General features: G+C 31.1%; 12 protein-coding genes. 1 reads left to right on the top strand and 11 read right to left on the bottom strand.

What is annotated here, in order from left to right:
• Nucleotides 1–5: 5 nt before the first annotated feature.
• Nucleotides 6–3,026, bottom strand: a complete 3,021-nt coding sequence (locus Q4Q47_RS01280; protein WP_303304844.1) for a SusC/RagA family TonB-linked outer membrane protein — start codon at nucleotides 3,024–3,026, stop codon at nucleotides 6–8.
• 256 nt (nucleotides 3,027–3,282) lie between these two features.
• On the opposite strand from Q4Q47_RS01280, the gene Q4Q47_RS01275 reads away from it, so the two are divergent.
• On the top strand, nucleotides 3,283–4,308 hold the full coding sequence (locus Q4Q47_RS01275) for a LacI family DNA-binding transcriptional regulator (RefSeq protein ID WP_303304843.1): 1,026 nt from the start codon (nucleotides 3,283–3,285) through the stop codon (nucleotides 4,306–4,308).
• 234 nt (nucleotides 4,309–4,542) lie between these two features.
• Here Q4Q47_RS01275 and Q4Q47_RS01270 read toward each other — a convergent pair whose 3' ends face one another.
• The 10 genes from Q4Q47_RS01270 to Q4Q47_RS01225 form a co-directional block, all read right to left on the bottom strand.
• Nucleotides 4,543–5,142 (bottom strand): TlpA family protein disulfide reductase, encoded by a 600-nt coding sequence (locus tag Q4Q47_RS01270; RefSeq protein WP_303304842.1) that lies wholly within the window; start codon nucleotides 5,140–5,142, stop codon nucleotides 4,543–4,545.
• A gap of 304 nt (nucleotides 5,143–5,446) precedes the next feature.
• Nucleotides 5,447–6,139 (bottom strand): lycopene cyclase domain-containing protein, encoded by a 693-nt coding sequence (locus tag Q4Q47_RS01265; protein ID WP_303304841.1) that lies wholly within the window; start codon nucleotides 6,137–6,139, stop codon nucleotides 5,447–5,449.
• 3 nt (nucleotides 6,140–6,142) lie between these two features.
• Nucleotides 6,143–6,592 (bottom strand): sterol desaturase family protein, encoded by a 450-nt coding sequence (locus Q4Q47_RS01260; protein WP_303304840.1) that lies wholly within the window; start codon nucleotides 6,590–6,592, stop codon nucleotides 6,143–6,145.
• Nucleotides 6,593–6,601: 9 nt separating this feature from the next.
• On the bottom strand, nucleotides 6,602–7,441 hold the full coding sequence (locus tag Q4Q47_RS01255; protein ID WP_303304839.1) for a phytoene/squalene synthase family protein: 840 nt from the start codon (nucleotides 7,439–7,441) through the stop codon (nucleotides 6,602–6,604).
• Nucleotides 7,442–7,443: 2 nt separating this feature from the next.
• A complete protein-coding gene (locus Q4Q47_RS01250; protein WP_303304838.1) occupies nucleotides 7,444–8,907 on the bottom strand; it encodes a phytoene desaturase family protein in 1,464 nt (487 codons plus the stop codon).
• Between the two features lie 44 nt (nucleotides 8,908–8,951).
• On the bottom strand, nucleotides 8,952–9,851 hold the full coding sequence (locus Q4Q47_RS01245) for a MerR family transcriptional regulator (RefSeq protein ID WP_303304837.1): 900 nt from the start codon (nucleotides 9,849–9,851) through the stop codon (nucleotides 8,952–8,954).
• Nucleotides 9,852–10,128: 277 nt separating this feature from the next.
• Nucleotides 10,129–10,644, bottom strand: coding sequence for a cupin domain-containing protein (locus Q4Q47_RS01240; RefSeq protein ID WP_303304836.1), 516 nt, complete (start codon nucleotides 10,642–10,644; stop codon nucleotides 10,129–10,131).
• Nucleotides 10,641–11,264 carry an FMN-dependent NADH-azoreductase gene (locus Q4Q47_RS01235; RefSeq protein WP_303304835.1) on the bottom strand — a complete coding sequence of 208 codons (624 nt, stop codon included), beginning with the start codon at nucleotides 11,262–11,264 and terminating at the stop codon, nucleotides 10,641–10,643. Before Q4Q47_RS01235 ends, Q4Q47_RS01240 begins: the two co-directional genes overlap by 4 nt.
• Before the next feature lie 56 nt (nucleotides 11,265–11,320).
• The gene (locus Q4Q47_RS01230; protein ID WP_303304834.1) at nucleotides 11,321–12,154 is read right to left on the bottom strand and encodes a sigma-70 family RNA polymerase sigma factor; all 834 of its coding nucleotides are present in this window, start codon (nucleotides 12,152–12,154) and stop codon (nucleotides 11,321–11,323) included.
• Between the two features lie 125 nt (nucleotides 12,155–12,279).
• The gene (locus tag Q4Q47_RS01225; protein ID WP_303304833.1) at nucleotides 12,280–12,726 is read right to left on the bottom strand and encodes a PaaI family thioesterase; all 447 of its coding nucleotides are present in this window, start codon (nucleotides 12,724–12,726) and stop codon (nucleotides 12,280–12,282) included.
• Between the last annotated feature and the right edge of the window lie 17 nt (nucleotides 12,727–12,743).

The raw sequence follows: 12,743 nt of genomic DNA, 5'->3' as shown, positions 1-12,743 counted from the left end.
ATCTTTTAAAAATTAAATTTTAAGCCTAATAAATAAGTTCTGCTGTATGGATAGCTTAAATTATCCCCTCCGTATTTTTCATAATCAGTATTGATACCAACAGGCACTTGCTCAGGATCATTCCCTTTAAAATTGGTAATGGTCAACAGGTTTCTTCCACTTACATATAATTTCAACATGTTTTGACCAAACTTAAAGTCATATCCAAATACAATATTATCCAGCTTAACAAATGTGCCATCGTCCACGAACCTATCATCAAAACGGTATTCCCCAACGTATTCAGGATGATCTAATATCGATTTCATGGCATTCCGTCCATCTGTCAGACGCTTGACATTTTCATTATTTAATCTATCCCAGTTTATAAGACTCTGACCGAACATTGCCCTGAAAGAAAATGTCAAGAAGAATTTATTATAGGTTAGACTATTTTGCCACCCCATTTCAAAATCAGGATATTCATTACCGACATTTCGTCTATCTCCAATAGAGTTCTCATCAACGGAACCATCACCATCCAAATCTTCATAAATTATTGAGCCGTCTTCTGCTGTCCCTACATATATGGGCACCCAAAAATTACCAACTGCATCTCCTTCTCGTAATAGTTGCGCCCAACTAGTAGCAGCTGGTGTATATTTAATAAACTCAAGTTCATACCCTCTTGACGGATCAGACAATTTAACCATTTCATTCACATTTTTACTCCACGTAACCGAACTGTTCCAATTAAATTTTGGTGTTTTTACAATATCCCCCTTCAACAATATTTCAATTCCCTTGTTTGTCATTTCACCCACATTTGCATATATATTATCATATACATTTGGAGGAACAGGCACATTGTAATACCATAACAAATCGGAAATTGTTCTTTTGTACATGTCAATAGATCCCGAAACTCTATTGAATAAACCAAAATCGAGTCCTATATTATATTCTGTCTTTGTTTCCCATTTTAAATCCGGGTTTGGATTATTGTCTGGAACATATACATTTTGCCAGTTTCCTAAATAATAAAACAATCCACTGCTATCTCCAATTCTGGTGGAAAGTCGGGGAATGGATTGATAGTTTGGTATACTCTGATTACCAGTTACGCCAACACCAGCTCTAATTTTCAGTTCATTAATAAAACCAATATCTTCCATAAAGCTTTCTTGGTTCAGTCTCCAACCCAAACTTAATGCAGGAAAAGTACCCCATTTATTATTTTCTCCAAACCTTGAACTTCCTTCATGTCTTACAGAAGCAGACACCAAATACTTATCTTTGAAATTGTACGAAACCCTTCCATAAAAGGAAATCAATTTGTTTGATTCTTTATAAGTGGAAATATTTGCTAAGCCCTCAATAAGGTCATTACCAGCTGCAATGTTATTATAGCTAAAATTGTCTGTATCATAATTTGCATTTGTAATACTCATATTGCTGCTTACAGATTCATTAAAGGAGTACCCTACAATAGCATTGAAACGATGATCCTCTCCTAAACCGAAGCGATAACGAATACTTGGCTCGAGAATGTAGCTTTTAGTATTCCAAGAACCCACAGAAGCCTGACCTGATTTGCCCAGCAAGGGATAAAATTTCGTAAGATAACTTCCATTTGTTCCCAACCAGCTGTTGTAAGAACCGTTAACATTCAAGGATAAACTTTCCATTAACTTATAATCTGCATTTACCACTCCATTAATAAAATTAACCTCTCTATCAAAGGTACTTTCATTGACCATGGCTACAGGATTCCTACTACCTTGTATGAGATTATCATAGTACCCATTACCTATAATATTTTCAGGATCGTAGATGGGTTCAGTTGGATTTCGTGTTATTGTTTGGCCATATAGACCACCAGGTATATCTGAGCTCGTTGTGCGTGAAAAAAGTAATTTATAATCCAGTGTCAGACGATCACCAAAAGCCTTTTGTGTAACAAAAATAGATGGTGATACTACATTAGAGTAATTTTTTTCAAACAATCCTTCATTGTTTTTATACGTTATATTTGCTCTGAATGCTAGATTTGCTTTGCCTCCTGTTATAGAAAGATTGTAATTCTGATTAATTGGGTTTCTGGAAACTTCATCTAACCAATCTGTGCTGCTCCCTTTGTCAAGATCTGTATAATCAGGTATGAGTGTGTTAGTGGCGTCTCTGTATTCATCCGCTGTGAACCAAAGATCATTTTTTTCAACTACTTCATAAGAAACAAATGAAGAAAATTCAAACTTCACATCTCCCTGCTCTGGCTCTTTTAACGTAATGAGCACCACACCATTTGTGCCTCTTGTACCATAAATAGCGGCTGCAGAGCCGTCCTTCAGGATATCAAAGGTTTTAATCTGTTCAGGATCAATCATTTTCAATGAACCACTCCATACAGCTCCATCAACTATAATTAAAGGTGCTTTTCCGCCGGATAGCGAATTTAATCCTCTTATCCTAATGGTATAATCACTGTTTGGATCACTACCATTACTACTAACAATAGACAATCCAGCCACTTTACCTTGAACAGCTCCTAGTGGAGATGTCATAACTCCTTGTATAAACTCTTCTGAGCGAACACTAGCAACAGAGCCCGTAACTTCTTTCCTTGTAGTTGTACCGTATCCAATTACAACAACCTCATCCAATTTAGCAGCATCTTCCTCTAAAGTTACGACAATGTTAGTCTGGCTCCCTACGATTATTTCCTTTGAAGAGTAGCCTACATAAGAAAATAACAATATTGAATTTTCAGATTGAAGCTTAATACTGAAATTCCCATCAAAATCAGAAGAGACTCCATTCTTAGTCCCTTTTTCCAAAATACTTGCTCCTGGTAATGGCACCCCATTAACATCTATTACTTTGCCATTAGCTACATCACCACTCTGTGCATAAGAGCCGATGCCAATAAAAAATAAGCAAAGTACAACTAAAGCAACGTTCCCAAATCTTTTTTTTTGAGTTGCCTCATCCATTAAATATAAATCTGATACCCGATTTATTTCATTCTTTTTTTGGTTTTGTTTCATGTCCTAGAAGTATTATTTAATTTAGTTTGGGACCAAAATATATAAAAACATTTATTTGCACAAACGTTTGTGCAAATATTTTGATATTTTAACATATTTACAATTAGTAGAAATACATATTAAATACTCTTAATTACATTTAAAAGAAGGGTATACTCTTTATTTATGGTACTTAAAAACACTTTGCTATTGGTTTAAACAATTAATTAAAAATTTATATATTAGCACAAACGTTATTTCATACAAAATAAAGTAGATGTCAAAAAAAACAACAATCAAAGACATAGCTAAAAAAACCAGTCTTTCGACTACAACGGTTTCCCGTGTATTGAATGGAAAGTCTGAAAAATATAGAATTGCTAAAACATCCCAAGAAATAATAGAAGCAGCAGCATTAGAATTAAATTATGTCGCAAATCATTTTGCAGCCAATTTAAAATCAGGTAAAAGCAACACCATAGGGCTAATCATACCATCATTAAGCAACCCCTTTTTTGCTAATATTGCAAGTAAAATAAATTCTGAAGTTCGGAAATTTGGATACACAACTATAATAGCTGATAGCGATGAGAATGTTGAAATAGAAAAAACAGAATTGCAACAATTTGTCTCGCGCAATATTGAAGGCTTGATAATTATTCCTTGTGGGAAAGAAATGGAACATATTGAACAAGTTTACCAAAAAGGCTTGCCTATGGTTTTATTAGACCGATATTTTGAAGGCATAGAAATCCCTTTCGTTTCAACTGATAATTTTGAAGGTGCTTTTATGGCTGCAAACTTACTTATAAACCATGGTCATAATTCTATTTTATGTATACAAGGAGTCATTGATTCTACTCCGAATAAAATGCGAATAAAGGGCTTTAAACAGGCAATGAAGGATGCTGGTATTGATGATTTCAAAGTAGTTGGAGATGCGTTTAGCTCAGAAAACGGCTATTTAGAAACTAAAATGTTACTTCAAAATAAAATTAGACCTACTGCCATTTTTACTTTAAGCAACACTATTGCAATGGGCTGCCTAAAAGCTCTTAAAGAAGAAAACATCAGAATTCCTCAAGACATTTCGCTAATAACTTTTGATGACCATCTGTATCTCGATTATTTAGCAACTCCTATTACCAGTGTTGCTCAACCCGTTGAAATAATATGCAAACTAGCTATGAAAAATCTAATGTCAGCCCTAAGTAATAAAGAGGAAAAAACGATCAAACAAGTTATTTTAAAACCAGAAATAAAATATAGGGAATCCGTCTCTAGGATTAACATTATTGTTTAATAACCCATAACTAGATTCTGTTGCATATAAAAGAGAAAAATCTCATCGTTAAAAATCATTTTCAAATATTAAATAATTTGTGTTCAATTAAAATCAACTAAAAATAAAAACAATTATAGTCTATTTTATAAATGGGTTTATCCAGTGGATGAAGCCATTTATAACACAGACGGTGCGTTGGAGAAATTATGACAACTTTAGATAAATGCAATCCATCATTTTATAGTGGTTTTATTATCCTTCAATTAATTTTTTTAAATGATCTAGGTTTGTAATAGACAACCTAACTATAGCTCCTTTTTTGTGATTTCCTTTTATATCAAAAAAAGCATAGTTTGGAAAACCACTAACTGAGAGCTTCTTCATAAGTTCGTGTTCAATACCAGCTTCTACATATAAATGTGTGCCAGAAAGTTGATACTTATTGATTAATTCCTTCCATTGTTCTATATTAGAAGATATTGTGGTACATAGATAAATAAACTCTACTGGTTTATCCTTAAGATCATGATGAAATTTTTTACTATACGGCATATCCGTTTTGCAAGGGCCACACCAAGTTGCCCAAAAGTCTAAAAGAAGTGCTTTGTCTTTAAAGGCAGATTTTATATTAGACAAAAGCTCTTCGGCTTTTATATCATCAACTTTATACAATTTTGCTCCAAATGGGGTTTCCCCTATTGGTTTTCCTAAACCTATATTTATAACGTTAGAATCTTTAGTAACTATTTCAGCAGTGCTGTTGTTTTTTTCTATTGAAGTACTTTGTGCATAACTGAATCCTATCTGAGCAATTACTATAAAAAATACAGCTTTAAATTTTTTTAGTTTCATCGATATAATTTTTAGCTTAAATATAAGCTATCTAAAATAACAAGTATATCATGTAAAATAGTTAATGTTTTTTTAAAATTTTTAAAATGCGGCTTAAATAAGATTTATGTTAACTTAGAAATAAATTTGTTATTTTAAAGTTATCTCCTTTTCACTATTTAACTTACAATTAGGAATTAATTGATTATTTTCAATTTTAATAGATAAACAAGGGCATATTGTAATGTAATTGGTAAAACTGTTGTTGCAAACTGGAATAGTGCTAGGCTTAGAAAGACTATTGATGTTTTGTTGAAGAAGTCATCTATTTAAGGTTTCTTTTGGCCTCTAAACGATTCATTATAAATAAATTCAAAAGAATAAGCGTAAATGCGTATACAGTATCTTCAATTGGAATGGTGAATAATCTAATATTCAAATTTTCTGAATTATTATACCAAACGACTTCGTCTACAATAAAACTACCCGTTAATATACCATTTACTATAAAAAAAGGAATAAGAATGACTAAAAACGTTAAATAGAAACTACTTAATAAATTAGGATTCTTTTTAATTACAGTGGTAATTAAAATAGTCGCTAACATAAAATTTATAAAAGTATACCATTTAGTGCTATTATAGATAGCAAGTATTAACAGTAGCAATATAAGTAAGTAACTAATTGTTTTAGTTACAGCTGGTGATAATTTTAGATTTGGAAAATAATGCAACAGCGCATAGTGTGTAAAGGTACAAGCATAAGGAATGCATATAAAAAAGAGCCATTCTTCAATAGGTAAAGAAAATAGCTTGAAGCCTAAAAAATAAGTTTCATTAAATCCCCAAATACCATTTATAGTAAAAATAATATCCCAGGGAATAAATACGAGCATACTTATTAGTATACTTATAAATAAAGATTTCCAGCGTTTATAGAATTTTAATTTAGGATGGAAACTAAATAAAAAGGGAACAGATACCGACCCTAAATTTAGTAACAGATATAAATAATCCATCTGTTATTTTTTGAAATATTTAAAGGGAACAAAGAGCATTCCGAAACATTCTCCATCTTCTTTACCCAGATGTTTATGATGCATTTTATGAGCGCGTCTTACACCTTTAGCATACCAATTGTTAGCATTTCTAAATAATTTAAAACGTTGATGAATAAAAATATCATGCACCATAAAATAAGACAATCCGTAAGCAAATATCCCTAAACCAATTGGTAAACCAGCCCAAAAACTAGTGTATTTCCATAGCAGAAAAAAAACAATGCTAACAATGGCATAAAAAATAAAGAAGGCATCGTTTCTTTCAAACCAACTATCGTGATCTTTTTTATGATGATCCTTATGTAAGGACCATAGAAAACCATGCATTATATATTTATGGGTAAACCAGGCCATAAATTCCATAAAGCAATAGGTTCCTAAAAAAATCAATATCCAAAACAGGGTATGCATACTATAAAATTACATTAAATTTAATTGATATTTTACATAACTACGCATCAAGAGTTCTATTTTTTTAGGATTAGAAACCCGTATTCGAGTGTTTTTTATTTGAAGAGCCGGTGTCCTTTTTAGTTTTTTTAATAATTGACGATAGTATCTATAGGCAATAAAAACACCGAATTTAGCCTCAATAGGTAATTTTTTAATGCCACATAAACCTTTAGCAAAGTCAGCTTCAATATCGTCTATGATGTTTTGTTTTGAAGCTTCATCTAAATTGTTTAAATCTGTTTTAGGAAAATAAGTTCTGTTTAAACCATCAAAGTCAGCTTTCAAATCTCTTAAAAAGTTTACTTTTTGAAAAGCTGAGCCTAGCGACATGGCGGTATCTTTAAGAGCTTCATATTTAATACGGTCTCCTTTTACAAAAACTTTTAAGCACATAAGCCCCACCACATCGGCAGACCCGTAAATATAAGATTTGTATTCTTCTTCGGTAAGATATTTGGTTTTGCGCAAGTCTAAGCGCATACTTTTCATAAAAGCATCTACTAAACTTTTATCTAAATTATATTTATGGAATGTATGTTGAAATGAGTTGAGTATAGGGTTTAGACTAATTTTATCTTTTAATGCAAGTTCCAGATCATCTGAAAACTTATTGAAGAGTAGCTCTTTGTTATAATCATGAAAAGAATCAACAATCTCATCTGCAAAACGAACAAATCCGTAGATATTATAAATATCCATTCTAATAGATTTTGCGAGCATTTTTGTCGCTAATGAAAAGGATGTGCTGTAAGTCTTTGTAACAAGCTTGCTACAATTATAAGAGACCGTATCAAATAATAATTTCATAATTAATGATGGTATTTTGTTACTAAATCTGCTACTAATTTTCCTGATATTAATGAAGGAGGGACTCCAGGACCAGGTACTGTTAATTGACCAGTAAAAAACAAGTTTTTTACTTTTCTACTTTTTAATTTAGGCCTTAAAAAAGCAGTTTGTGTTAATGTATTTGCCATCCCGTATGCATTTCCTTTATATGAATTATAGTCTTTAACAAAATCATTAATACAAAAACTCTTTTTAAAGATAACATGTTTTTTTACATTTTGAGAGGTTAAACTTTCAAAACGATCCATAATTTTATTAAAATATGATTCTCTTAATTTAGGAGTATCATCTAGCCCAGGAGCTAATGGAATTAAAAATATACCGGCTTCTTTTCCTTCCGGAGCAGAATTCGTATCAGTTTTACTGGGGAAACTTGCATAAAATAATGGGTTTTCTGGCCATTCAGGGTGGTCGTAAATAGCCTCTGCATGTGTATCAAAGTCCACATCAAAGAATAGTGTATGGTGATCTACATTTTTTAGTTTTTTATTAAATCCAATATAAAATAGGAGCGAAGAAGGTGCAAATGTTTTTCTGTTCCAATAATTTTCTGAGTATTGTCTATAAGGTTTTTCTAAAAGTGTTTCAGTATGATGGTAATCGGCGCCACTTACAACAATATCTGATGTATATGTTTCTCCTTTAGAGATGACACCCTTAGATTCACCATTTTCTACGATAATCTTCTCTATGGGTACATCTGTTTTAATGGTAACCCCTAATTCTTTTGCCAGATTTTCCAAAGCTAAAATCACTTGATACATTCCTTTTTTTGGATGAAATGTGCCTAAGCCAAAATCAGCATAATTCATAAAACTATAAAAAGAAGGTGTGTCGCTTGGTTTTGCTCCTAAAAACAAAACTGGAAACTCAAGAATTTTAATGAGTCTTTCATTCTTAAATTCTTTTCTAACATCTCTTTTTATATTACTAAAAAATTGATTTAACTTTTTAATAGTTACGGGAGTTACTAATTCTAAAGGAGAAACTCCTGGGTTATAGACCAAATCCTTAATAGCGATATCGTAGTTGCTTTCTGCTTGTTTGATGAATTTTTTGAGTTTCTTAGAACTTCCAGTTTCTTCTTTTTCAAAAGCTATAGCTATTTTTTCTAGAGTATCTTCTATGGTTATATAGTCATCTTTTCCAAAATAGACACTATAAGCTGGGTTTAATTTTTTTAAGGAATAATAGTCTTGAGGAGACTTATTAAAGTCTGAAAAAAAGCGCTCAAATACATCAGGCATCCAGTACCATGTTGGTCCAATATCAAAAGTAAAACCTTCCTTAATAAGCTGCCTTGCTCTACCACCAATGGTTTTATTTTTTTCAAAAATGGTGACTTTATATCCAGCTTGAGCCAGATAACATGAAGCTGCCAAAGAAGAGAACCCCGAACCTATTATATTTATAGATAATCTCATATTGTTTAACAAATATAGTTAAAAGTTAAACAAAATAAAAATATTTATAAATCTTTTACTAAATCTTCAATAGAATTAAAGGTATTTACTTTTTTGGGAAGATCTTGAATACTTAAATCAGATATCTTTTTTCCTAATAATAAAAGGTTCGTATTTTCCTTGTTTAGTAATAACTCATTAAACCTATTAATATAGTCAGGGATGTCCTGTTCTGGTGGATATACTGTGAAGTATGATATAAAAGTAACATCATCAAAGAAGTCTAACAAATCCGTAAGACTTTGCATAGGGACACTTTCGCCAAGAAAAATAGTATGATACCCTTTACTTCTTAGTTGATAATTAATGAATAAAAGCCCAATATCGTGAATCTCATTATCTGGTAGAAATAAAACAAAGGTTTTAGAAACAGGTTTGGGTTCTAAAATTTGTAACCTCTCAGTATTTAAAAGTATTTTTTGTTTAATATGAATAGATAAAAAATGCTCATGAGCAGGCGTGATTGTATTTGTTTGCCACAAAAGACCTATTTCATTTAATAGTGGTAAAAAAACGGTATAGAAAATTTCACTGAAAGATTTATTTTCTAGTAAATTATTATAAGTACTGTAAAATAGTACCTGGTCAAAGTTTATCATGGCCATTTTGAATGCATTAATGGCGTGATCTTCAATTTTTGCTCTTGAAGCTATTTCTCTAACCTTAATTGGTATTTCATCTTCTTTAAGATTAGCAATTTTCGAGATTTTTAACCCGTTATTATTTAAGTATGATATATTTAATAGCTTTTGAAAACTAGCTAAACTATAATTTCTAATATTAGTATCAGATCTGTTTGGACTTAGTAAGTCATAACGTTTTTCCCAAATTCTTATAGTATGAGCTTTGATACCTGTAAGGTTTTCTAAGTCTTTAATACTAAAGTTAGCTCTAATATTGTTCATCAATATTTAATTTAAGTTAAACAAAAGTATGTAAATTAATCGATAAAGAGTGAGAAAAGAATAAAAACTATTCTAAAGCTTATAGAAATAGTGAGTGGATTTTAACTGATTTTAATGTATTAGAATTTGTATGAAATGTGTATAAATACTCTAAACAACCACATTGTAGAAGCAGATTTAAAACAGATTACCTACAAGTGTAGTCATTTAAAAATATAAAAGAATAGTGACTTAAATTAAAACTCAAGTCACTATTACTCTTACTTATTTCTATGTCTTACTCTCTTATTGGTAGCATGTTGGAAGTGTCTACAGGAAAGCTATCATACTTATTATATAATTTTAAATACTTTTCAGGATCAATAGGAGCTTCATTTAATGTTTCGTGTAATCCTTTAAAAAAACCTTCACGTTTTTGAGACGGATTGAAAATCAATGTGAGTTTTACCGTTTCATTTGTATCATTTTTAAATCCATGAGGTGTAAATTTTGGTATATAAGCAATGGTTCCCGGTTCTGCATGAAACTCTTTATCTGCAACCTGCATGGTTAAAACACCTTCATTCACTATAAAGGTTTCGTCCATAAATCTGTGGTAGTGTAATTTTGCACCAATAGCCATTGGCGGAAGATAAATCTCATAAATACCTAATTGGTCGTTAGACATTTCACTAGTAACTTTAAATGTTATTGAAATGGTATTTAATTCTAGTTTTTCACCTTCGCTACCTTTAATTATGGATGCGTTATTTTCTAATTTATCTTCAAAGTAATTTTCTTTTTGAGTGATCATGTTTTTATTTGTTTTTTAAATGATTGATTAATTGTTTTTTCTAACATGTTCTTGTTTAGTTTCAGAGTTTGTTTTTCGCTTGATCCTTCAAGCGAAAATATTTCTTGAACTTTAATACCCATGTGCCCGAGAATAGTTTTTAAATAAGGTTCCTGGAAATCATACTGTTCCATGAAAGTACCTTTGTACACACCTCCTTTTACTGTTACTAGATAGGCTAATTTGTTTTCTAATAAACCGTAATAACCATTTTCATTGATATTAAATGTATACCCGATTCTTACTACCTGATCTAAATATGCTTTGAGGTTTGACGGAATATTTAAATTGTATAAAGGGCTGCTAATTAGAATGTCATCAGCAGATTTCAACTCTACGATTAATTCATCTGATAAAGCAGTTGCCCTTTTATTTTCAAGAGTCATATGCTCTATGGGTGTATAAAACCCCTCAATCGTATTGTTTTGAATATGCGGTAACTGGTGTTTTACTAAATCCCTGTAAAGGATCACTCCTTTTGGATTTGCTACTTTCCAATTTTTCTCAAAATAATCAGCTAATGCTCTAGAATGTGAGCCTTTGGTTCTGGAACTACAATCTATTCTTAATAATGTTTTCATTTATTGATTTTTAATTTCAATAGAATGACAAAACAGATCAAGAAAACGTGACAGGTTTATTGAGAAAGTGATTTTAATTTATTAGGATCGACGATAGAAAATATGTTTTTTATTTTATTGTTTTCAAAATCAAACACTTGACAATTGATTAAAGTGTCTTCGTTATAAAACAACAAAGCTATTTGATGATTAATATGCGTGATCTTGATCGTTAAAAATTCTAAATAGGTTTTATAAACGTAAAATAATAATTTTAAAGAAGCTGATTTTCCGATTGTCAATTCTCTTACTACTTTGATATTTTCTCCGCCATCAGCATATAATGAAATGTCTTCAGAAAGCATTTTTTCTAAAAGTTTTACATCACCGTTTTTAATTGTTTGGACGTAATTTTCCATATAAGAAGGTAGGGGAGAGGAATAGTTACTATGGCTTACTGTTTTATTGTTAGCTAATTTAGTTTTTCCTCTACTTAACAATTTTCGGGAATTTTCAATGGTAAGACCGATGGTCTTTGCAATGTCTTTATGTGAATAATCAAATGCTTCTTTTAAAATAAAAACAGCACGTTCCTGAGCTGTTAATTTTTCAAGAAGTACCAGCATAGAGTATGATATAATTTCATCACTATCAATATGATCATCTGCTTTTTCTGTAGATAAAGGTTCAGGCAACCATACCATATTAACTGTGATTTTACTATGTCTCTTTTTAATATTGATCGATTGGTTTATAACCGATTTGATTAAATATCCAATGTCATTTTTTATATGGCTCCTTTTAGCAGAAAGATGTTTGGTTAAAACATCTTGGATAGCGTCTTTAGCATCTTCAGCCGACCCTAAAATGTTATAGGCGTAAGGGAATAATATATTTTGATAATTTTTCAATTGTAAATTTTTTAAGTTCTATAGAAATGACAAATTGTACGACAAAAACGTGACATTTTAATTAAAAATAGCATTTCAATAAAATTGAGCACTATGTAGTTTGCGCTTTGTTAAAATAGTTTTGATTATTTATCAGACTTATTCTTTAACTCAATTAAAGTTGTTTGAGAAGCTGCACAAAGTTTTTCTACGCCATTTTTTCTTATAAAGACTTCTGATCTACAAATTGTTAATGTGCGTCCGTTTTTTAGAACATTTGCCTTAGCGATTAACAGGTCTCCATCACCAGGAGACATAAGGTTTAATTTAAATTCAACGGTTAATACAGATGAATCTTCTTCCATTAATGAAAAACCGGCATAACCGGCGGCATTATCTGCAATGGTGCTTATGATACCGGCATGAAAAAAACCATGTTGTTGTGTTAAAGTTGAATTATATGGTATCTGAATTTCGCAATAACCCGGTTTTACATCAATCAATTTAGCATGGATTAATTCCATAAACTTTTGCCTTTGAAAGCTTTCTTCAACTTTCTTTTTGAAATTGGTGAATTTTGGTTTAAAATTCATTGCTCTAATTGGTAAAG

Origin of the sequence: Flavivirga spongiicola, assembly GCF_030540825.1 — a bacterium.
GTDB lineage: Bacteria > Bacteroidota > Bacteroidia > Flavobacteriales > Flavobacteriaceae > Flavivirga > Flavivirga spongiicola.
Note: the sequence above shows the minus strand (reverse complement) of the source record. Positions and strands in the feature narration are given on the sequence as shown.